The sequence below is a fragment of the Streptacidiphilus sp. EB103A genome, from assembly GCF_041261405.1.
Classification (GTDB): Bacteria; Actinomycetota; Actinomycetes; order Streptomycetales; family Streptomycetaceae; genus Streptacidiphilus.
Window position 1 is genome coordinate 78,337 of record NZ_JBGCAQ010000031.1, and the last position, 21,484, is coordinate 99,820.

Annotated in this window: 18 protein-coding genes; 8 read left to right on the forward strand and 10 right to left on the reverse strand. The window is 70.8% G+C overall.

Annotated features, from left to right (window positions below; translation table 11 throughout):
- Nucleotides 1-3 precede the first annotated feature (3 nt).
- Both ABH941_RS37555 and ABH941_RS37560 read right to left on the reverse strand, forming a co-directional pair.
- The gene (locus tag ABH941_RS37555; RefSeq protein ID WP_370135341.1) at nt 4-1,563 is read right to left on the reverse strand and encodes a glycosyltransferase family 39 protein; all 1,560 of its coding nucleotides are present in this window, start codon (nt 1,561-1,563) and stop codon (nt 4-6) included.
- 313 nt (nt 1,564-1,876) lie between these two features.
- Nucleotides 1,877-2,863 carry an aldo/keto reductase gene (locus ABH941_RS37560; RefSeq protein WP_370135345.1) on the reverse strand — a complete coding sequence of 329 codons (987 nt, stop codon included), beginning with the start codon at nt 2,861-2,863 and terminating at the stop codon, nt 1,877-1,879.
- A 325-nt stretch (nt 2,864-3,188) separates the two neighbouring features.
- Here ABH941_RS37560 and ABH941_RS37565 point away from each other — a divergent pair, with 325 nt between their 5' ends.
- Entirely contained in the window at nt 3,189-3,773 is a 585-nt protein-coding gene (locus ABH941_RS37565) for a TMEM165/GDT1 family protein (RefSeq protein ID WP_370135348.1), read from the forward strand.
- Between the two features lie 61 nt (nt 3,774-3,834).
- Here the strand turns inward: ABH941_RS37565 and ABH941_RS37570 are convergent, their stop codons facing one another.
- The 3 genes from ABH941_RS37570 to ABH941_RS37580 all read right to left on the reverse strand — a co-directional run bounded on the left by ABH941_RS37570 (nt 3,835) and on the right by ABH941_RS37580 (nt 8,426).
- Complete coding sequence (locus ABH941_RS37570; protein ID WP_370135351.1) at nt 3,835-4,785, reverse strand: peptidoglycan-binding protein; 951 nt, start codon at nt 4,783-4,785, stop codon at nt 3,835-3,837.
- A gap of 117 nt (nt 4,786-4,902) precedes the next feature.
- The gene (locus tag ABH941_RS37575) at nt 4,903-6,930 is read right to left on the reverse strand and encodes an MFS transporter (RefSeq protein WP_370135354.1); all 2,028 of its coding nucleotides are present in this window, start codon (nt 6,928-6,930) and stop codon (nt 4,903-4,905) included.
- Between the two features lie 263 nt (nt 6,931-7,193).
- On the reverse strand, nt 7,194-8,426 hold the full coding sequence (locus tag ABH941_RS37580) for a cytochrome P450 (RefSeq protein WP_370135357.1): 1,233 nt from the start codon (nt 8,424-8,426) through the stop codon (nt 7,194-7,196).
- Between the two features lie 214 nt (nt 8,427-8,640).
- On the opposite strand from ABH941_RS37580, the gene ABH941_RS37585 reads away from it, so the two are divergent.
- Entirely contained in the window at nt 8,641-9,810 is a 1,170-nt protein-coding gene (locus ABH941_RS37585; protein WP_370135359.1) for a steroid 3-ketoacyl-CoA thiolase, read from the forward strand.
- A gap of 1,118 nt (nt 9,811-10,928) precedes the next feature.
- Here ABH941_RS37585 and ABH941_RS37590 read toward each other — a convergent pair.
- Both ABH941_RS37590 and ABH941_RS37595 read right to left on the reverse strand, forming a co-directional pair.
- Nucleotides 10,929-11,606 (reverse strand): SCO2322 family protein, encoded by a 678-nt coding sequence (locus ABH941_RS37590; protein WP_370135361.1) that lies wholly within the window; start codon nt 11,604-11,606, stop codon nt 10,929-10,931.
- 264 nt (nt 11,607-11,870) lie between these two features.
- The gene (locus tag ABH941_RS37595; RefSeq protein ID WP_370135364.1) at nt 11,871-12,908 is read right to left on the reverse strand and encodes an MBL fold metallo-hydrolase; all 1,038 of its coding nucleotides are present in this window, start codon (nt 12,906-12,908) and stop codon (nt 11,871-11,873) included.
- Between the two features lie 182 nt (nt 12,909-13,090).
- On the opposite strand from ABH941_RS37595, the gene ABH941_RS37600 reads away from it, so the two are divergent.
- Together ABH941_RS37600 and ABH941_RS37605 are read left to right on the forward strand one after the other, a co-directional pair.
- Nucleotides 13,091-14,581: an aldehyde dehydrogenase gene (locus tag ABH941_RS37600; protein ID WP_370135368.1), complete on the forward strand. Its 1,491-nt coding sequence runs from the start codon at nt 13,091-13,093 to the stop codon at nt 14,579-14,581.
- Complete coding sequence (locus ABH941_RS37605) at nt 14,581-14,811, forward strand: ferredoxin (protein WP_370135371.1); 231 nt, start codon at nt 14,581-14,583, stop codon at nt 14,809-14,811. Before ABH941_RS37600 ends, ABH941_RS37605 begins: the two co-directional genes overlap by 1 nt.
- Before the next feature lie 143 nt (nt 14,812-14,954).
- On the opposite strand, the gene ABH941_RS37610 is transcribed toward ABH941_RS37605, so the two are convergent.
- Entirely contained in the window at nt 14,955-15,551 is a 597-nt protein-coding gene (locus ABH941_RS37610) for a TetR family transcriptional regulator (protein ID WP_370135394.1), read from the reverse strand.
- A gap of 214 nt (nt 15,552-15,765) precedes the next feature.
- On the opposite strand from ABH941_RS37610, the gene ABH941_RS37615 reads away from it, so the two are divergent.
- The 3 genes from ABH941_RS37615 (at nt 15,766) to ABH941_RS37625 (ending at nt 19,090) form a co-directional block, all read left to right on the forward strand.
- On the forward strand, nt 15,766-17,097 hold the full coding sequence (locus tag ABH941_RS37615) for a glycosyltransferase family 4 protein (RefSeq protein ID WP_370135373.1): 1,332 nt from the start codon (nt 15,766-15,768) through the stop codon (nt 17,095-17,097).
- 149 nt (nt 17,098-17,246) lie between these two features.
- Nucleotides 17,247-18,002, forward strand: a complete 756-nt coding sequence (locus ABH941_RS37620; protein WP_370135376.1) for a class I SAM-dependent methyltransferase — start codon at nt 17,247-17,249, stop codon at nt 18,000-18,002.
- Entirely contained in the window at nt 17,999-19,090 is a 1,092-nt protein-coding gene (locus tag ABH941_RS37625) for a prenyltransferase/squalene oxidase repeat-containing protein (RefSeq protein ID WP_370135379.1), read from the forward strand. The genes ABH941_RS37620 and ABH941_RS37625 overlap by 4 nt, the downstream gene beginning before the upstream one ends.
- Nucleotides 19,091-19,118: 28 nt before the next feature.
- On the opposite strand, the gene ABH941_RS37630 is transcribed toward ABH941_RS37625, so the two are convergent.
- Nucleotides 19,119-19,397, reverse strand: coding sequence for a hypothetical protein (locus tag ABH941_RS37630; RefSeq protein ID WP_370135382.1), 279 nt, complete (start codon nt 19,395-19,397; stop codon nt 19,119-19,121).
- A gap of 79 nt (nt 19,398-19,476) precedes the next feature.
- On the opposite strand from ABH941_RS37630, the gene ABH941_RS37635 reads away from it, so the two are divergent.
- Nucleotides 19,477-20,256 (forward strand): maleylpyruvate isomerase family mycothiol-dependent enzyme, encoded by a 780-nt coding sequence (locus ABH941_RS37635; RefSeq protein WP_370135384.1) that lies wholly within the window; start codon nt 19,477-19,479, stop codon nt 20,254-20,256.
- A gap of 22 nt (nt 20,257-20,278) precedes the next feature.
- On the opposite strand, the gene ABH941_RS37640 is transcribed toward ABH941_RS37635, so the two are convergent.
- A complete protein-coding gene (locus ABH941_RS37640) occupies nt 20,279-21,295 on the reverse strand; it encodes an LLM class F420-dependent oxidoreductase (protein WP_370135386.1) in 1,017 nt (338 codons plus the stop codon).
- Between the last annotated feature and the right edge of the window lie 189 nt (nt 21,296-21,484).

The following is a 21,484-nucleotide window of genomic DNA, read 5'->3' on the forward strand; positions in this document are numbered from 1 at the left end:
GTGTCAGCTCTTTCGCACCAGGAGGTACAGGGTGATGCCGGACACATGGTGCGTCTCGCTGACCGTGTAGGCGCCCGAGGTCATCAGGGCGATCTCGACCTTGGCGTCCTCGCCGGTGGGCCGGGACGGTCCCATCAGCAGCCACACCCGGGCCGGAGCCTTGGCGACACAGGACGCCAGGTCCGCACAGTAGGTCGGACCGTAGCTGCCGTTCTGGAACTCGGTCTCGGTGGTCAGGAACTGGTTCAGCGGCAGCCGGCCCCTGAGGTAGTACTCGACTCCCGGGCCGACCATGTAGAGGTGCGATGCGCCGTAGTAGACGCCGTCCCCGGCCTGGGCGTGGTGCAGCAGGCTCTGCGCCGCCGGCTGGTAGCCCCAGGCTCCCCCGGCCGAGCCCATCGGGTAGTTCGACCAGCTGTGCGAGCCGTAGGCGCGTACAGCCACCTGGTCCGAGTAGCCGGCCAGCACGGCGAGCGCCACACCGAGCGCGGTCACGGCGGCGAGGACGCGCTGTCGGGCTGGGCCGGCTCCGAAGGCCGGCCGACCCGCCGCCAGGCCCGCGACGGCTGCCCGCGCGACGCCGACCAGCCCGGCGCCGGCCAGCACGGACCAGGCGGGGAGCGTGAAGAGCAGGTAGCGGCCGAGCCAGTAGGAGTTCGACCCGACCAGCGATATCACGAAGATCGCCGTGATCGGCAGGAGCACGCTCGCCAGCAGGAAGAGCACCGAGTCGCGGTGCCGGCCCCAGAGCAGCAGCGCGCACACGCTGAGCACGCCGAACAGCACCGGATAGCCGCTGGAGCAGAACAGCGGTTGCAGCACGGACGTGATGCTGTTCGTCAGATCCTTGGTGTCCGGCGGCTTCAGCCAGAACAGCTGGCCGCCCACCTCGGACTGGCCGAGGACCACCAGCGGTGACAGGGTGCCCAGGGCCACCACGACGCTGCCCGCCCACCAGCGGAACGCGCGGTGCGAGCGGGTCCGTCGCCAGTGCAGCAGCAACAGCACCGCGTGCCCGGCCAGGCTGGCCAGCGCGACGATGTGGCACAGCCCGACCAGGACGAGCGAGGCCCCGTACGCCACCCAGCGGCCCTTCGGGGTCGCCGGCCGGACGCCCTGTTCGGCCTGCTCCTTCCCGGCCTGCTCCTTGCCGGCGTCGAGGGCCCGCACCAGCAGCAGCGTGGCCAGGGCGACGGAGCAGACGACGAAGGCGTAGGCCCGGGCCTCCTGGCCGTACCGGGTGACGCTGGGGATGAGCGCGAACAGCAGGCCGCCGCCGAGGCCGGCCCAGCGTCCGAAGAGGCGCCGACCGGTCATCGCGACGCAGGCGGCGGCTCCGGCCATCGCCAGCGCCGAGGGCATCCGGAGCATGGTCAGCGACGTGCCGAAGACCGCGGTCCAGAAGTGCAGCACCACGTAGTAGAAGCCGGTCGACGCGTCGGTGTTGCCCAGCAGGTCGAACAGCTGGCTGAGGCTGCGGCCCGAAGCGCTGACGCTCGCGAGCTCATCCCGCCACAGCTCCGGGTGGGACGAGCGGAACACCCCGAGCAGGAGCGCCGCCACGGTCGGGAGTGCCCACACAGCCGTTCTCGCCCACCCCGAGACTGGTCGCGGGCTGCTCTCCGCCCGGACCGGGTGACTGAGACTTGCTTGCTGGGGCACGTGCCACCTCGTTGGTTGTCGGATGCACCGACTCACAGGCGTAGGCGGGCGTGGGGGATCGTATCAACGAGAAGATGTCATCACGGTGTCAACGAGCTGTGGGCGGCCGGAGCAAGCGCCGGAGCCGACCTCATACGGGCTGCTCCGGCGCTTACGGGTGCTGATACCGGCCTGGCGTGCTCTTACCGGTTTCCTGTGACGGGTTCCGGTGTCGTCACCAGGCGTAGTCCTCCGGGGCGGGGCGGTGGCCCGGGAAGATCTCGTCGAGCCGGTCCAGGTCGCTCTGGTCCAGCTCGACCTCCAGCGCCTTGAGCGCGGTGTCGAGCTGGCCCGCGGTACGGGGGCCGACGATCGGAGCGGTGACGGCCGGCTGGTGCAGCAGCCAGGCCAGGGCGACGGTGCCGGGCTCCTGGCCGAGCTTGTCGCAGAAGTCCTCGTACGCCTGGAGCTGCTCGCGCTGGGTGGCCGACAGCTTCTTGGCCCGGTCGGCGCTGCGGCCGCCCTCCTCGCCGGCCTTGCGCAGCACACCGCCGAGCAGCCCGCCCTGGAGCGGGGACCAGGGGATGACGCCGAGGCCGTGGTACTCGGCCGAGGGCAGCACCTCCAGCTCGACGGTGCGCGCCAGCAGGTTGTAGAGCGACTGCTCGGCGACCAGGCCGAGGAAGTTGCGCTTGGCGGCGGCGGCCTGCGCGGTGGCGATGTGCCAGCCGGCGAAGTTGCTGCTGCCCACGTAGAGGATCTTGCCCTGGGTGGTCAGCACCTCCATCGCCTGCCAGATCTCCTCCCAGGGGGTCGCCCGGTCGACGTGGTGCATCTGGTAGAGGTCGATGTAGTCGGTCTGCAGCCGCTTGAGGCTGGCGTCCACGGCCCGGCGGATGTTCAGCGCGGACAGCTTGTCCTCGTTGGGCCACTTGTTCGCGTCGTCGGCGGACATGCTGCCGTAGAGCTTGGTCGCCAGGACGGTCCGCTCCCGGCGGCCGCCGCCCTGCGCGAACCAGGTACCGACGATCTCCTCGGTGCGGCCCTTGTTCTCGCCCCATCCGTAGACGTTGGCGGTGTCGAAGAAGTTGATGCCGTCCCGGTGGGCGGCATCCATGATGTGGTGAGCGTCGGCCTCCGTGGTCAGCGGGCCGAAGTTCATCGTGCCGAGGCACAGTCGGGACACGGACAGGCCGGTACGGCCGAGTGAGGTGTACTCCATACCCTCAGCCTCACCCTTGGGGGCATCGATTGTCGAGGGCGTCAGGCAGCCGGGAGTGTCGGGTACGCTTATGGCTGATCGAAGGGGAGTAGCCCCCTACCGGACCGTCGACATACCGGCAGCTCGCGCGACACGCGGGCCGCCCGGCGCCCGGGGCACCGTTCAACGGTGCTGGTGAGACCTTCGGCCGCGCAGTCACTCCAGGTTGTACGTCGTCGTCGCGCGTCGACGTACTTCGGCCCCGAGTTCTGCCGGGCCGAAGCGCATCCGGGAACGGATCATGAAGCCAGGGCAGCGCTCATGACCTCCCAAGGACGCTCACCACGTGAACATCACCATCATCGCGATCACGTTCGGCATCATCTTCCTCGCCGAACTGCCCGACAAGACGGCCCTGGCCAGTCTGGTTCTGGGCACCCGCTACCGCGCCGGCTACGTCTTCGCCGGAATCGCCGCCGCATTCGCGGTGCATGCCGCTCTGGCCGTCGCGGCCGGCAGTCTGCTGACCCTGCTGCCGCACCGCTGGGTGGAGTTGGTCGTCGGCCTGATGTTCCTCGGCGGCGCACTGATGCTGCTGTTGCAGAAGGAGGAGGACGAGGACGACGAGTCGGTGAGGGAGCCCGGATCGACCGGGTTCTGGCGGGTGGCCGGGGCAGGCTTCCTGATGGTGCTGATCGCCGAGTTCGGCGACCTGACCCAGATCACCACCGCCAACCTGGCCGCGAAGTACGCGGACCCGCTGTCGGTGTTCCTGGGGTCCTGGCTGGGGCTGTGCGCGGTGGCGGCGATCGCGATCGTGGGCGGTCAGAAGCTGATGAAGCACGTACCGCTACGGGTGATCACCAGGGTCGCGGCCGTGATCATGATCGTGATGGCGGGCTTCAGCCTCTTCGGCGCGGTCAGCGGGTGACTGCCGCCTCGTCCGACGTCATTCGTCCGACGTCATTCGTCCGACGTCACTGGTTCTGACGTCACTGGTTCTGGGCCTGCATCTGCTGGGCCATCTTGGCCTGGGAGTTCGGCCCGTACACGCCGCTGGGATCGCCCTGGACGTTGAACCAGATCTGAAACGTCGCCACATCGTGCTCGGTACGGGCGTCGTAGATGCCGTCGGCCGTGAGGCTCGAATCGACCCACAGGGCGCGCAGTTGCGACTGGAGCGTGGCCACGGCCGTGCCGGTGTCGCCCAGCCGGAGGGTGGTCGAGGCGGTGGCCACGGCGGCGGAGGCGGACGCGGCGACGGAGGCCGATGACGTGCTGCTGGGTGTGGCGCTCGTCGAGGGACGGCTGCTGCTCGGCGAGGGTGAGGGCGTACGCGACGCGCTCGGGGTCGGTCGGGCGCCGGCGGAGGTCCGCGCCGCCGCGGCACGCCTGGTCGCGGCGGCGGACGCGGCCGACGACGAGGTGGTGCCGGTCGTGGCAGTGGTCGCCGGGGCGGGCGTCCCGCCGTCCGGACCCGAGGAGGCCATCGCCACGGTCACCCCGGGCGCGGGCAGCGACTGGTCCGTGGGACCGCTGTTGAACATCTGCGGGAGCGCCGCCGCCACGGTGCCGAGCCCGGCCACTGCCAGCGTGCCCGCAGCGATCAGCAGGCCGCGCCGCCTGCGTCGGCCTGCCGGCCGGGGCAGGCCGCGGTGCCGGACGGCCGGCGGCGGCGCGGTACCGCGCAGCACTGGCAGGGCATTGCGCTGTTCCGGCAGCCGCGCGGTGGCCGGGAGGTAGCGGGCGGCCGGGAGCAGCGGTTCGTTCGCGGCTTCGGCCGGGTCGACCGGGCCGGAGTCGTCCGCCGGGTGGACGTACGGACGGACCAGTTCGGGGCCGCCGATCACCGGCAGCACCGCCGTTTCGGCGTCGTCCGGACGGCAGCCGCAGCCGCCGCTCGAAAGCGCCAGGCCGCATCTGCCGCAGATCTGTCCCACCATCAGCTCCCCTGTGCCTAGTCGAACAGGGGACGATTATGCAGGACATCAGTTCAGAGTGGCAGCAGTGTCCAGGGGGGAACAGCGGGCGGAGCGAGGACCGGGGGTACGTCGGCGCCGTCAGTTCATCACCCGCCCCGGGGCGTCCATCGAGTTGTCCGCCAGCACCCTGAGCATCGCCACCAGGTCGGCGTGCTGCTCCGGGGACCAGCCGTCCAGCTTCTCGTTGAGCAGGGCCAGCCGCGCCTCGCTCAGCCTGGCGACGATCTCCTCGCCACGCGGGGTCAGCCGGATCATGTTGTCCGCGTCCGTGTGGATCCGGCCGGCCTGCTCCATCGCCGCCAGCTTGGGCCGGATCTCGTCCGGGCTGAACTTGTTGCGGCGGCAGATCTCATCCAGCGTCACCGGACCGGCGCGGTGCAGCCGGAACAGCCCGTAGGCCGCGGGCACGCTGATGTCGATGCCGGATCTCTCGATGGCCCGGCCGTAGCGCTCCCATACGTTCTCCCGGCTGGAGAGTCGGGTGACCATGCCCTCGATCTCCTCGGCCGAGGTGCGGAAGGTCGGCGGGCCGGCCGCCTCGCCCTGCTGCGACGTGCGGGTCGAGGTGCGCAGCGGCACCTCGCGCAGGAACAGCGAGAGCAGGAAGGCGATCACCGCGATCGCGGCCGCCACCAGGTAGACCGTCTGCAACGAGATCGCGTAGATGTGCAGGAACGGCTCCAGCAGCGGCTGCTGTGCGGCCGGGGCCTTGCGCACGATGGTCGGATTGGCCAGCACCTCCTTCAGCGGGAACTGCGCTGACAGGGTGCCGTTCGCCTGGGCCGTGCTGATTTTGTGGTTCAGCTGGTTGTTCAGGACCGTGCCGAAGATGGACGCGCCGAAGGAGCCGCCGATGGAGCGGAAGTAGGTGACCCCGGAGGTCGCGGTGCCCAGGTCGGAGAAGTCCGAGGCGTTCTGCACCGCGATGATCAGCACCTGCATCACCAGGCCGAGCCCCAGGCCGAGCAGCAGCATGTAGGCACCCATGACGGTGTCGCTGGTGGTGTCGTCCACCTGGGCCAGCAGCACCAGGGAGATCGCGGTCAGCGCGGTGCCGATGATCGGGTAGATCTTGTACTTGCCGGTCCTGCTGATCAGCTGGCCGGTGCCGATCGAGGTGATCAGCAGGCCCGCCATCATCGGCAGCAGCCGCAGCCCGGAGACGGTCGGCGAGTTGCCGTTGACCACCTGCATGTACAGCGGGATGTAGGAGAGGGCGCCGAACATGCACAGGCCGATGACGAAGCCCATGCCCGAGCAGACCGTGAAGACCGGGTTGCGGAACAGCCGCAGCGGCAGCACCGGCTCGTCCACCCGCTGCTCCACCACGACGAAGGCGAAGATCAGCAGGGCCGCGCCGAAGGCGCAGCCCCACACCTCGACCGAGTTCCAGGACCAGGTGGTGCCGCCGAGGCTGGTGATCAGCACCAGGCAGGTGGAGGCGGCGGCAAGGAGGAAGGTGCCCAGGTAGTCGATCTTCGGGCGGACGTCCGGGTTCTTGGCCTTGAGGGCGGTCGCGATCACGAACAGCGCTACGACGCCGACCGGCAGGTTGACGTAGAAGACCCAGCGCCAGTTGAGGTTGTCCACCAGGAAGCCGCCGAGCAGCGGTCCGACCACGGAGGAGACACCGAAGACGGCGCCGATCACGCCCTGGTAGCGGCCCCGGTCGCGGGGCGGCACGACGTCCGCGATCACCGCCATGGCCAGCACCATCAGCCCGCCGCCGCCCAGGCCCTGCAGAGCGCGGAAGGCGATCAGCTGGAGCATGTTCTGCGACACGCCGCAGAGGGCCGAGCCGATCAGGAAGATGACGATGCAGATGATGAAGACGTGCTTGCGGCCGAAGAGGTCGCCGAGCTTGCCCCACAGCGGAGTGGTGGCGGTGGCGGCGAGCAGGTAGGAGGTGACCACCCAGGAGAGGTGGTTGGCCCCGCCGAGGTCGCCGACGATGGTGGGCAGCGCGGTGGAGACGATGGTCTGGTCGAGGGCGGCCAGGAACATGCCCAGCATGACGCCGAGGAAGACCAGCCTGACCCGTCGTCCGGAGCCCTCCTCGTTCCGTTCGGTGTCCGGTGCCTCTGCGGTCGCCTGCTGCTGGGTCATCGACCCTCCGCTGTCTCCGCTGTCTGCCTGATGGAATGGACTGACCATCAGGTTTTCAGCAGAGCGGCGGGGATGCCTGCGCTGGAGGCCGAACGGGGTAGCGCGACGTTCTTCGGCCGCGGACCGTACGTGGCCGGTCGCGCGCGCCGTTGATCAAGCAGAGCCCCGCGCCCCTGGGGTCTGCAACTGGCCCGCTTGCAGCCAGTCAGGGGCGCGGGGGAACTGCGCGACCGGCCAGCTACAGTCCGCAGCCGAGGTCCTGGCTACGCGTACTGGACCGGGAGTTCCTTCACGCCGTTGAGCCAGGCCGAGCGCAGCCGGCGGGGCTCGCCGGTCAGCCGGATCGAGGGGACGGTGTCGGCGATGGCGTTGAAGATCAGGTCCAGTTCCAGCCGGGCCAGGTTCGCGCCCAGGCAGAAGTGCGGACCGCCGCCGCCGAACCCGAGGTGCGGGTTGGGGTCGCGGAGGATGTCGAACCGCTCGGGGCGGTCGAAGACCCCGGGGTCGTTGTTGGCCGAGCTGTAGAAGATGCCAACGCGCTGACCTGCGGTGATGGCGACGCCGCCGAGCTCGGTGTCCTGAGTCGCGGTGCGCTGGAAGGACATCACCGGGGTGGCCCAGCGGACGATCTCGTCGGCGGCCGTCTGCGGGCGGCGCTCCTTGTAGAGCTCCCACTGCTCGGGGTGGCTGAGCAGGGCGTGCATCCCGTGGCTGGTGGCGTTGCGGGTGGTCTCGTTGCCGGCGACGGCCAGCAGCAGCACGAAGAAGCCGAACTCGTCCGAGCTGAGGTTGCCCTGCCCCTCGGCGCTGACCAGCTGGGTGACGATGTCGTGGGCGGGGCAGCCCTTGCGCTCCTCGGCGATGCCCATCGCGTACATCATCAGCTCGAACGCGGACTGCATGCCTACGTCCTGGGTGACGGCCAGCTCCGGGTCGTCGTAGGCGACCATCTTGTTGGTCCAGTCGAAGATCCTGGCCCGGTCCTGCTGCGGTATCCCGAGCAGCTCGGCGATCGCCTGGAGCGGCAGTTCGCAGGCGATGTCGCGGACGAAGTCGCCGGTGCCCTCCTTGAGCGCGGAGGCGACGATGCGCTCGGCCCGGTCGCGCAGCGCCTGCTGCATGGCGTTGATGGCGCGCGGCGTGAAGCCGCGCTGGACGATCTGGCGCAGACGGGTGTGCTCGGGCGGGTCCATGTTGAGCATGATCAGCTTCTGGCCCTCGAAGCCGTCCTGGGTGATCTCCGGGTTGAAGCGGATGATCGCGGTGTTGGTGTAGGAGGAGAAGGTCTCCGGGTGGACCGACACCTCCTTGACGTCGGCGTGCCGGGTGACGGCCCAGTAGCCCCCGTCGTCAAAGCCGGTGGTGCCGTGCGGCTGGGCGATCCAGTGCACCGGGGTGGTGCCGCGGAGCAGGGCGAACTCGGGCAGCGGGACGCGTTGCTGGTTGAGCTCGGGATCGGTGAAGTCGAAGCCGTCGGGCAGGACCGGGCAGGTCATGGGGGCCTCCAAAGCTACCGACGGTCAGCCGCGGGTCAGCCGCTGGATTAGCTGACGGTGTGTCAGATCTCCTCTAGACCGTAGTAACGGGTTCCAGTCCGCGCAAGAGCCTTGCGTGACAGTGCTCGCGGCGAATACAAAGGGGGCCAGAACTAGAACGCGTATCAGTTCTCTTCGACGTCCCGCGGACGCCGGAGCTTCCGGAGGGCGAGTCATGGCCGCTGAACCCGTCATCGTCGAAGCAGTGCGCACCCCCATCGGTAAGCGAGGCGGAGCCCTCGCCAACCTCCACCCCGGCTATCTGCTCGGGGAGACCTTCAGGGAGCTGCTCGCCCGCACGGGTGTGCAGCCGGACGTCGTCGAGCAGATCGTCAGCGGGACGGTCACCCACGCCGGCGAACAGTCGATGAACCCCGCCCGCACCGCCTGGCTCGCGATGGGCCTGCCGTACGAGGTCGCCGCCACCACGGTCGACTGCCAGTGCGGCTCCTCGCAGCAGGCCAACCACATGGTCGCCAACATGGTCGCGGCCGGCGTCATCGACGTCGGCATCGCCTGCGGCGTCGAGTCCATGACCCGGGTGCCGCTCGGCGCTGCCTCCGCGCACGGGCCCGGACGGCCGTTCCCGGAGGAGTGGAACGTCGACCTGCCCAACCAGTTCGAGGCTGCCGAGCGGATCGCGCGGCGGCGCGGGCTCAGCCGCAGCGACCTGGACCGGTTCGGCGTGGCCTCCCAGCAGCGCGCCGCCAACGCCTGGGCCGAGGAGCGGTTCAAGCGCGAGACGTACGCCGTCCAGGTCCCGACCACGGAGGCCGAACAGCTCGCCGGACAGGGCATGTGGCGGCTGTTCGACCGGGACGAGGGCCTGCGGGACACCTCGCTGGAGGCGCTGGCCGGGCTGCGCCCGGTGCTCCCCACGGCCATGCACACGGCCGGCACGTCCTCGCAGATCTCCGACGGTTCGGCCGCGGTGATGTGGGCGTCCCGGCGCGCGGCGAGGGCGCTGGGGCTCACCCCGCGCGCCCGCATCGTCGCCCAGGCGGTCGTCGGCACTGACCCGCACTACCACCTGGACGGCCCGATCGACGCGACCAGGGCGGTCCTCGGTAAGGCGGGGATGAAGCTCTCCGACATCGACGTGGTGGAGATCAACGAGGCCTTCGCGTCGGTGGTGCTGTCCTGGGCCCAGGTGATGGAGGCCGACATGGACAAGGTCAACGTCAACGGCGGCGCCATCGCCCTGGGCCACCCGGTGGGCTCGACCGGCGCCCGGCTGATCACCACGGCACTGCACGAACTGGAGCGCACGGGGAAGGAGTTCGCCCTGGTCACCATGTGCGCGGGCGGCGCGCTGGCGACGGGGACGATCCTGCAGCGGATCTGAGGAGTTGGGGCGAGGTGGGGCGGGGCGGCTGCCGGTGGCTGTTGGTGGTTGTCGGTGGTTGTGGGCGGATGTCGGCGGCTATCGGGAAGCGGCCGCCTTGGCCGGGCCCTTCTGCGGCCCCCACATGGAGCGGTCGAACGGGTGATCGTGGACGAGGAGGAGCGCGGGGGAGTCGCGGTCCCCGAGGTCGGTGCGGCTGATGGTGATGCCGTTCAGGGAAGCGGTCGCGTCGGCCGTTCGGTGATCATAGGGAGGCGGCCTGCGGAGCCGCACGGAATGTGCCTCGCGGCCGAGCCCCCGTCCCGACGCCGTCTCTGACGTGCGCGTTCGCTCCCGCTGGCCGTCCGTCGCCTCCGTGGGGCACGCCGGTTGGTCCCGGGCTGGGGTGGCTCGCTGTCGCTCGCGGCCAACTGCGCGGAGGGGAGGGGGTGGTGGGGCGTGCGTTGCCGGGTGGCGCGCCGGTGCCGGGGTTGCAGAAAGGCTCCTTCCGTGTCCTTTGGCTGAACCGGGGTCACTTTTCGTACACCGGGTCACTTTTGGTACACGAATAACGGAACAAATCGGGCATAACGTCATGATCAAGTGACACCTTGTCCCGAAAGTGACCCCGGTTCGCCCAGGGGGCGGGCTTTTCGGGTCACTCGACCTACTTTGGGGTCACTCGTCCGACGATTTCTGCCCGCTATGTCCGATATGGCGTCGAAAGAGTGACCCAAAGTAGGTCGAGTGACCCAAAATCGGTGAACTCGCCCCGCCTCGCGCCCCCGCCGCACGCTCCGCGCCGGACCCGGGCCGCCCCCGGCCCCAGTTGCGCGGCGGAGCCGCTTCGGTCCGGGCGCGAGCCCGGGAGACGGCGGCCAACTCGCCCCACCACACGCTGCCGTTGCAAGCGTGGAGCGCCGCCCCTTCCCCCGCCAAACGCTCCGCGCCAGAGTGGCCCCACCCCCTGCCCTTGTCGCGCGGCGGCCAACTCGCTGCGCCTGCGTTGCCGTTGCAGGCGTGGGGCGTTGCCCCCGCCCACCGCTAAACGCTCCGCGCCAGAGCGGCCCGCCCCCGGGCTTGTCGCGCGGCGGAGCCGCTCGCGTCGTGGGCTCGGCTCTCCTGCTCGGGCGGCTGGGCTACTGCGGTCTGCGGCGGCGGGTTTGCCAGTAGCCGGCTCCGGCGAGGGCGGCGAGGAGTACGGCGCCGATGATCCAGCCGGCGGTCTTGGAGGACTTGGAGGGGGCGGCCTTGCTGGTGGCGTTGGGTGCAGCAGTGGTCGTGCCGCCGGCGGCTGTGCCGGTGACGACCACGCCGCAGCCGGTGGTCGGGTAGCCGCCGACGGCGCACAGGTTCCCGTTGCTGTCGTACCGCAGCGGGGGTGCGACCTGGGCCAGGAGCTGGGCCGAGGTGGCGTCGGCCGGGAGGACGGCGCAGGCGGTGAACGAGGTGGGGTGCGGGAGGGTGGAGCCGGCCGGGACGTCGCCGGCGACGCCGTAGTCGATCACCACGGCGACCCGCTTCTTGCCGCTGACCGCAGGGGTGTCGGCACAGGCCGTGGCGAAGTCGGGCGCCGTGCCCGGCTTGGCCGCGCCGGCGCTGTCGACGCTGATGCCGAAGCGCCAGCCGTCGACCGAGCCGTCGGCCGGCCGGTTGGTGTTCGGAGCCGACTGCTGGAGGCTCCAGACGCTGGCGGAGCCCTGCCAGAACGACCAGTAGCGGTAGCTGCTGGCGGAGGCCGGGGTCACCGTTGTCAGGACCAGGAGGAGCGCGGCGGCGAGCAGGCCGGCCACCGCACCGGTACGGCGTGTTCTCATGCCTGCCGCCTGTTCCGGTTGGAGCTGATGTCACTGATGCAGCTGATCGGGCCGGTCAGGGCGGCGAGTGCGGGTACGGCCGTACCGGTGCGGACGGCGGCGGTGAGCATGGGTGGTGCCTTTCGGGGAGCGGTTGGCGACCGTAGACCTCGACGGCGCCGCTCGCCTCCTGACGGGTGTTCGATACAGCGGATCGAGCGGGCTCAGGTTGTGCCGTCACTGTATCCGGACCGTGCAGCTCGTTCCGTCGTCACCCTGTCCGTGTCACTCCGTGGCGACGAAGCGCTGCGGTTCGCCGGAGCCGTTCTCCTCCGCCAGGCCGGTCTTCACCAGCCGTCGGACATGTGCCGCCGCCTCGGAGAGGGCCAGGTGGCGGGCGACGAAGTTGAGCTCCTCCCAGGGGCGGTTCCAGTGCATCCGCTGGGCGCACTCCCAGAGTGTCAGTGGCTCGTGCTTGAGTTGGGTGTGCAGGTCGGCCAGCCGGACGGCGTGGTGGTCCAGCAGGTCGCGGACGCGTCCGGGTGCGTCCGCGAAGCGGTGCTGGTGTGCGGGCAGGACTTCCTGGGGTGCGAGCGCCGCGATCCGTTCCAGGGAGTCGAGGAAGTCACCGAGGGGGTCGGCGGGCTCGTCGCCGGGGTTTTCGGGATACAGGCTGACGACCGGGCTGATGGTGGGCAGCAGGTGGTCGCCGGAGAGCAGCCGGGTGGGCCGGCCCGGTTCGTCCAGGTAGAGGCAGACGTGCCCCGGTGTGTGGCCGGGGGTCCACATGACCCGGAGTCCGCGTCCGGGCACCCCGGCCGGTTCGCCGTGCACCAGCTCCCGGTCGGGGAGGGTGTCCGCGAGCGGCGCTCCGGAACTGCCGAAGTGGCCGAGGCCGTCGAGGTGTTCCTGGGGGACGCCCGAGCCGCGCATCAGCTCGGCCATCCGGCCGATCCAGCGGCCGGAGCTGTTGCTGTGCAGCGCCCGGACGATAGCGGTCTCGGCGGCGTGCATGCCGATCCATGCACCGGACTGCTCGCGGACGTGGCCGGAGAGGCCGTGGTGGTCCGGGTGGTGGTGGGTGACCAGCACGCCGTGGACGTCGGAGAGGGCGTGGCCGGCCGCGGCGAGGCCCGCGGAGAGGGCCTCGCGGCCGGTGGGGTCGTCCCAGCCGGTGTCGACCAGGACCGGGCCGCGGTCGCTCTCCAGCAGGTAGACCAGGGTGTAGCGGAGCGGGTTGTCAGGGATGGGGACGGTGATGCTCCACACCCCGCCGCCGAGGTCCTGGGTCGGCGGGGGCGGGGCCTTCTCCGTGGGGGGCATGCTGCCGTCCTCTCCGGGCCAGCTGTATAGAACGTGTTCTATGTATAACGCAACTAGTTGGGCAGCCTACTGCACGACCGTTGCCCTCAATAAGTAGAACTGATATCAGTTCTATCAACCGCCATAAGTGACGGGGCGTCAGAACATCCGACGTTGCGGTGATCGTCGATCCGGAGGACGGCATGGCCGAGGTAGTGGAGTACGGCGAACTCTTCATCGGCGGCGAGCTGGTCGCCCCCGCCGGGCGTGACGTCATCGAGGTGGTCTCCCCGCACACCGAGGAGGTCATCGGCCGGGTGCCGCACGCCTCGCGTGAGGATGTCGACCGGGCCGTCGCGGCCGCCCGGAAGGCCTTCGACGAGGGTCCCTGGCCCAGGCTGCCGCTGGCCGAGCGCCTGGCGGTCGCGGAGCGGATCAAGGACGGCATCGCAGCGCGGGCGGACGAGATCGCCCGGGTGATCAGCTCGGAGAACGGCTCCCCGTACTCCTGGAGCATTCTGGCCCAGGCCTACGGCCCGATGATGATCTGGGACGCCGCCATCGCCACCGCCAGGGACTTCTCCTTCGAGGAGCACCGGTCCGGCGTGCTCGGGCCGATCCTGGTGCGTCGCGAGCCGGTCGGCGTGGTCGCCGCCGTGGTCCCGTGGAACGTGCCGCAGTTCGTGGCCGCCGCCAAGCTGGCCCCGGCGCTGATCGCGGGCTGCACGGTGATCCTCAAGCCCTCGCCGGAGACCCCGCTGGACTCCTACATCCTCGCCGAGATCGTCCGCGAGGCCGGGCTGCCGGAGGGGGTGCTCAGCATCCTGCCTGCCGACCGCGAGGTCAGCGAGTACCTGGTGGGGCATCAGGGCGTCGACAAGGTCTCCTTCACCGGCTCGGTCGCGGCCGGCAAGCGGATCATGGAGGTCGCCTCGCGCAACCTCACCCGGGTCACCCTGGAGCTGGGCGGCAAGTCGGCCGCCATCCTGCTGCCGGACGCCGACGTCCCGGCCGCCGTCGCCAGCCTGATGGGTTCGGCCTACATGAACAACGGCCAGGCGTGCGTGGCGCAGACCCGCATCCTCGCCCCCAGGGCCCGCTACGACGAGATCGCCGAGCAGCTGGTCGCCGCAGTGGACGCGCTGGTGGTCGGCGACCCGCTGGCCGAGTCCACCCAGCTCGGTCCGCTGGTGACCCGCCGTCAGCAGCAGCGGAACCTGGACTACATCCGGATCGGCCAGGAGGAGGGCGCCAAGGTCCTCACCGGCGGCGGGGTGCCCGCGGCGCAGCCGAAGGGCTGGTACGTCGAGCCGACCCTGCTCGGCGGTGTCGACAACCGGATGCGGGTCGCCCGCGAGGAGATATTCGGCCCGGTCGTCTGTCTGATCCCGTACGAGGACGAGGCGGACGCACTGCGGATCGCCAATGACTCCGACTACGGGCTGTCGGGCTCGGTCTGGTGCGCGGACGTCGAGCACGGCATCGAGGTGGCCCGGCAGATTCGTACCGGGACGTTCTCGGTGAACACCTTCAGCCTGGACTTCAAGGGTCCGTTCGGCGGCTACAAGCAGTCCGGGATCGGCCGCGAGTTCGGCCCGGAGGGGCTGGACTCCTATCTGGAGGCCAAGACGATCCATCTCCCGCAGGGGTACACCGCGGTCGCCGCGCAGGGCGGACAGGGCGGGGAGGGCTGATGGGGGACCGCTGGCAGGTGGAGGTGGACCGGTCGGTGTGCATCGGCTCCGGGCTCTGCGTCGCCTCCGCGCCGGACGGCTTCCGACTGGACGGGGCGCGGCAGTCGCATCCGGTCGAGGACGAGGCGGACGCCGCGGAGGCCCTGCTGGCGGCGGCGGAGAGCTGTCCGGTCGAAGCAATTCGCCTGCGGCTGGCGGGGAGCAGCGAGCCTGTGTTTCCGCCGGACTGACGGTCTGATTTTCGGGTGCGGACCGTAGGTGGCTTGTCGCGCAGTTCCCCGCGCCCCTGGGGGGCTGCAACTGACCCACAGCGGGTGAGTTGCACCTACCCAGGGGCGCGGGGAACTGCGCGACCGACCATGCAGAACGGGTGCTACTCGGCAAGGAGTTTGCAGGCCGTCTCCAGGTCGATCCGCACCTGCGCGATGGAAGCGCGCCCACTGAGCCAGGTGACCAGCGCGGAGTGCCACGTGTGCTCGATCACCCGGACCGCGGCCAGCTGGTCGCGGCTCAGCGGGTGGTCCAGCGCCATCGCCTCGGTGATCAGCACCGCGGTGAGCCGGCTGACCTGGTCCACCTCGGCGCTCACCGAGCGGTCCGCGAAGGTCAGCGCCCGCACCATGGCCTCGGCCAACTGCGGCTCGCGCTGCAGCCCGCGGAAGGTGCCCATCAGGGTTTCGGCCACTCTGGCTCCCGGCTCGGTGGCCGAGGGCGGGTGCTTGCGCAGCTGGGACTGCATCAGCTGGAGCTGGTCCTGCATGGTCGCGACCAGCAGGTGCACCTTGGAGGGGAAGTAGCGGTAGAGCGTGCCCAGGGCGACGCCGGAGCTCTCGGCGACCTCGCGCATCTGGACGGCGTCGAAGCCCCCGCGGGAGGCGAGCTGGGCGGCCGTGTGCAGGATCCGGCGGCGGCGGGCCTCCTGCCGCTCGGTCAGCGGCGGCGCGGCCGGCGGCCTGGGATTGGTGGTCAGGTCGCTCACCCCGTCTGGTGTGGTTCCGTCTCGTGGCGTTCTCCCGGCGCTCCGAATGATGGCGCAGACACCACGGGTGGCGCGAATCACCAGCCCTGCCCCGAAGCGGATAGCTACGGGCCGGTAATCTCAGGGACTCCATACGCTGCATCATTGGAACGTGTTCTAGATTACCCTGACCGAGGCAGCCGTTGACAGAGGAGAAGAATCCAAGGTGACCAGTGCCGTGCGAGGCCTCGCGCCCGCTGACCGGCCGCTGCGGATCGCGTTGCTCTCCTACAAGGGCAACCCCTTCTGTGGCGGACAGGGCGTCTACGTCCGTCACCTCTCCCGGGAGCTGGCCCGTCTCGGCCATGACGTCGAGGTGCTCGGTGGCCAGCCGTACCCGTTGCTGGACGAGGTGGAGGGGCCCGGCAGGCTCTCCTTCACCGAGATCGCCGGCTTGGACCTCTACCGGCAGCCCGACCCCTTCCGCAATCCCCGGCTCGGCGAGTACCGCGGTCTCGCCGACGTGGTCGAGTACGCGACCATGCGCACCGGCGGCTTCCCCGAGCCGCTGACGTTCAGCATGCGGGCCCGTCGCCACCTGGCCCGGCACCGCGGCCGCTACGACGTCGTCCACGACAACCAGACCCTCGGCTACGGCCTGCTCGGCCTGGAGCGGATCGGCTTCCCGCTGGTGACGACGGTCCACCACCCGGTCACGGTCGACCGCGAGTTGGACCTCGCCGCCGCCGAGGGCCTGCTCAAGCAGCTCTCGGTGCGCCGCTGGTACGGCTTCACCCGGATGCAGCGGCGGGTCGCCCAGCGGCTGGAGTCGATCCTGACGGTCTCGCAGAGTTCGGGCCGTGAGATCAGCGAGCACCTGGGCGTGCGTCCCGAGCGGGTCCATGTGGTGCCGATCGGCGCCGACGTCCGGCTCTGGTCGCCGGACGCGTCCGTGCCCGTGGTGCCGGGGCGCATCGTCACCACCTCCAGCGCGGACGTCCCGCTCAAGGGCCTGATACATCTGGTCGAGGCGCTGGCCAAGGTCCGCACCGAGCGTGAGGCGCATCTGGTCGTGGTCGGCAGACGGCGGGAGGACGGCCCGGTGGCCGACGCGATCCGCAGGCTCGGACTGGAGGGCGCCGTGGAGTTCCGCGGCGGCATCGACGACCAGGAGTTCGTCGACCTGGTGCGCAGCGCGGAGGTCGCCTGCGTCCCGTCCCTGTACGAGGGCTTCTCGCTGCCGGCAGCCGAGGCCATGGCCACCGGCACGCCGCTGGTCGCCACCACCGGCGGTGCGATCCCCGAGGTGGCCGGCGCCGACGGCGAGACCTGTCTGGCCGTGCCGCCCGGCGACGCCGGAGCGCTCGCGGTGGCGCTGGGCCGGCTGCTGGACGACGCCGGGCTCCGCGCCCGGATCGGAGCCGCGGGACGCGAGCGGGTGCTGGCCCGGTTCACCTGGGAGCGCGCCGCCGAGCTCACCGCGGAGCGCTACCGCGAGGCCATCGCCACCGGGGCCGGGCAGCGCGCCCGGGCCGGCGACGGGTGGAGGTACGTCTAGTCCGCAGCAGGAGCCGCGCCTCGGCAGCGGATCCGCCACCGCTACCGCCATCACCCCCGTCCTGACTTCCCGTCCTGACCTTCCCACGTGACTGACGCCCGGCCGCCCGACGCGGTCGGCGTCGACGACGCGAATGGAGCACCGCGACCGTGCTGACCGTCGACTTCTCCCGCTTCCCGATCGCCCCCGGCGACCGGGTGCTCGACCTCGGCTGTGGTGGCGGCCGGCACGCCTTCGAGGTCTACCGGCGCGGCGGCCGCGTCGTCGCCCTGGACCGCAACGCGGAGGAGATCCGCGAGGTCCAGCGCTGGTTCTCGGCCATGGAGCAGGAGGGCGAGGCACCGGCCGGCGCCTCGGCCGTGGCGATGGAGGGGGACGCGCTGGCGCTGCCCTTCCCCGACGACAGCTTCGACAAGGTCATCATCTCCGAGGTGATGGAGCACATCCCGGACGACAAGGGCGTGCTCGCCGAGATGGTCCGCGTGCTCAAGCCCGGCGGCTCCATCGCGATCACCGTGCCCCGCTGGCTCCCCGAGCAGGTCTGCTGGGCGCTCTCGGACGCCTACCACGAGGTCGAGGGCGGCCATATCCGCATCTACCGCGGCGACGAGCTGGTCGGGAAGATGCGCGAGGCCGGCCTTCAGCCCTACGGGCAGCACCACGCCCATGCGCTGCACTCTCCGTACTGGTGGATCAAGTGCGCGGTCGGCGTGGACAACGACAAGGCGCTGCCGGTCCGCGCCTACCACCAGCTGCTGGTCTGGGACATCGTCGGCACCCCGGTGATCAGCAGGCTCACCCGGGCCGCCGAGAGCGCCCTGAACCCGCTGATCGGCAAGAGCTTCGTCGCCTATGCGACCAAGCCCCACGCCGCCGCGCTCTCGCTCTCGTTGGAGCTCGGGTGACGGCGGGCACCGGGCCCGGGCCCGTCGCCGTCCCGGACGTCCTGGTCCTGCCGGGCGTGCTGGACGCCGAGCAGGCCGCCGCCACCGTCCGCAGCATCCTCGCCGACCAGTGCGCCGACGGCGGAATTCCCTGGTTCGCCGGGGGCCACCTCGACCCCTGGGACCACACCGAGGCCGCCATGGCCCTGGACGTCGCGGGCGAACACGCCGCAGCCGAGGCCGCCTACCGATGGCTGATGAGGCATCAGAACCCGGACGGCTCCTGGTACTCCGCCTACACGGACGGGGCGGTGACGGACCGGAACCGGGAGTCCAACTTCTGCGCCTACATCGCCGTCGGCATCTGGCACCACCACCTGGCCACCGGCGACGACACCTTCCTGGAGGAGGTCTGGCCCACGGTCGTCCGCGCGGTCGAGTTCGTACTGACCCTGCAACGGCCCGACGGAACCGTCGCCTGGCGCCGCGAGGAGGACGGCAGCGCTCCCGACGAGGCGCTGCTCACCGGCTGCTCCAGCGTCCACCACGCGCTGCGGTGCGCGCTGGCCATCGCCGACTGCCTGGAAGAGCCGCAGCCCGACTGGGAGTTGGCCGCCGGACGGCTCGGCCACGCCGTCACCGCCCATCCGGAGGCGTTCCTGGACAAGGACCGCTACTCCATGGACTGGTACTACCCGGTGCTGGGGACGGCGCTGCGCGGAGCGGCCGCCGAGGAGCGGATCGAGCGTGACTGGAACCGCTTCGTGGTGCCCGGGCTCGGCGTCCGCTGCGTCTCGGACCGGCCCTGGGTCACCGGCGGCGAGAGCGCCGAACTGGCCCTGGCGCTCTGGGCGATCGGCGAGTCCGACCGCGCCGTGGAGATACTCCGGTCCATCCAGCACCTGCGCCACCCCGACGGCGGCTACTGGACCGGCTATGTCTTCGAGGACGACGCGGTCTGGCCCGAGGAACGCACCACCTGGACGGCGGGCGCGCTGCTGCTGGCCGTGGCGGCCCTGGGCGGGGACGAGGCCACCGCGACGGTGTTCGGCGGCGCGCGGCTGCCGACCGGACTGGCCGACGAGTGCTGCGCGCCGCAGGACTGCTGACGCTCCGTCAGTACTGCTCGGATCCCGCCTACTCGCGGGAGCCGGTGCGGCCGAGAGCGTTGCCGACGGCTCCGTAGACCAGGGCCGGGAGGCCGAAGATCAGCAGGGCGCGCAGCTTGCTGTTGTGGACGCCGTTGTTGTTGAAGATGTTGCGGGACCAGGTGGCGAGCCAGTCTGCTGCCTCGTGGAACCAGTTGACCACCGTGTTGCCGGTGTTCGCGTCGAAGAGGTACAGCAGGAACCAGATGACGAGGATCAACGCCCCTAGGTACAGGGCGAGTCCGATCAGACGTATGAGTCCACTCATGTCCTACGCCTGCCCCGCCCGGCCGGATGCTAACTTCCAGGCAGTCGGAAGAAGTATCCAGAAGGGGACGTGACCTGCGATGACCTTGCTTCGGCACGAGCGGTACCTGGAATCGGTGGAGGCGGACGCGAGGCGCTTCGCCGCAGCGGTGGCCGAGGGGGATCCCAAGGCCCAGGTGCCGAGCTGCCCGGACTGGCAACTGGCCGACCTCTGTGCCCACCAGGGCAATGTGCACCGATGGGTGACCCAGATCATCACCACCCGCTCGCAGGAACGGGTCGGTTGGGACGCCCTGCCCGACGCGGAGATCCCCGCCGATCCCGCCGGACAGGCGGAATGGCTGCTGCGCGGCGCGCTGGCGGTGACCGCGCTGCTGCGCGAGGCCGGCACCGGGCTGGAGGTGTGGGGCTGGGCCGGGGAGCACAGCACCGGTTGGTGGGGCCGCCGGATGGCGCACGAGACGATGGTGCACCGGATCGACGCCGAGTTGACGGTCAGTGGCCGCCCCGGGCCGATCGACCCCGAACTGGCCGCCGACAACATCGACGAGCTGCTGCACAACGCCGTCGCGCCCGCCTCCCGGGCCTTCCCCAACCGCGGCCTGTTGCGCGGTGAGGGCGACACCCTGCACCTGCACTGCACCGACGTGCCCGGCGAGTGGCTGCTGCGGCGCGCTCCGGTGCCGGAGGGCTTCGTCTACGAGGAGGGGCACGCCAAGGGCGATGCCGCCGTGCGCGGATCTGCGGAGGAGTTGATGCTGCTGGTCAACAAGCGGCTGCCGGACGGGAGGAACGACGTTCAGGTGATCGGTGACGACCGGGTGGTCGCGCTCTGGCTGGACGGGCTGACCCTCGACTGACGGCCTTTCAGCGGATGACCCGTCAGAGCACCAGCTCGGCGAGGGTGCGCAGGGTCAGCGGGTCGCGGGTGGTGACCAGCAGGTCGGTGACCGGGCTCGCCTCCCAGGCCTGCAGCCGGTCGGCGATGCGGGCACGGGGGCCGACCAGGGAGATCTCGTCGGCGAAGGCGGCGGGGACGGTGGCGACGGCTTCGGCCTGCCGGCCGGCCAGGAAGAGTTCCTGGATCCGGCGGGCCTCCGGCTCGTAACCCATTCTGGCCATCAGGTCGGCGTGGAAGTTGCGCCCGCGTGCCCCCATCCCGCCGACGTAGAAGCCGAGCATGGCCTGGATCGGCGCCAGGCCGTCGGCGACGTCGTCGCAGACCCGGGCATGGACCAGGGGGGCGACGGTGAAGCCGGGCCGCGCCTGGGCGAGTGCGTCCGCGTAGAGGTCGGCTCGTTCGGATGCCGGGGAGAAGTAGAGCGGCAGCCAGCCGTCGGCGATCCGCACGGTCTGGGCGATGTTCTTAGGACCCTCGGCGCCGAGGAGGATCGGCAGGTCGGAGCGGAGGGGGTGCAGGATCGGCTTCAGCGGCTTGCCGAGGCCGGTGCCGTCCGGGCCGGGGTAGGGGAGCGGATGGTAGACGCCGTCCAGGGTGACCGGCTTCTCGCGGCGCAGCACCTGGCGGACCACGTCCACGTACTCCCGGACGGCGGTGAGCGGGGAGCGGGGGAACGGCCGTCCGTACCAGCCCTCGACGACCTGCGGTCCGGACAGCCCGAGGCCGAGCAGCAGTCGGCCGCCGGAGAGGTGGTCCAGGGTCATCGCGTGCATCGCGGTCGCGGTCGGGGTGCGGGCCGCCATCTGCGCGATCCCGGTGCCCAGTTGGATCCGGCTGGTGCGGGCGGCGATCCAGGTGAGCGGGGTGAAGGCGTCGGAGCCCCAGGCCTCCGCCGTCCAGACGCTGTGGTAGCCGAGGCGTTCGGCCTCGACGGCGAGGTCGAGGAAGCCGGGGGAGGGGGCGGCGCCCCAATAGCCGAGTGCTAGCCCGAGGCGCATGGTGGGGACCCCCAAGATATCTGATGGACCGTCAGTTCTGCTTGGGGGTGAGCGTAGGGCGCGGGGCTTGAGGCCACAACGGGCGCGGGGCGGGGCCGGGGGGTCTGTGCCCGCCCCCGCCCCGCTTGGGGGGGGGGAAACCCCGCGTCACCCGCAGTTAGACCGTCAAATGCACTGCGGGCACACCCC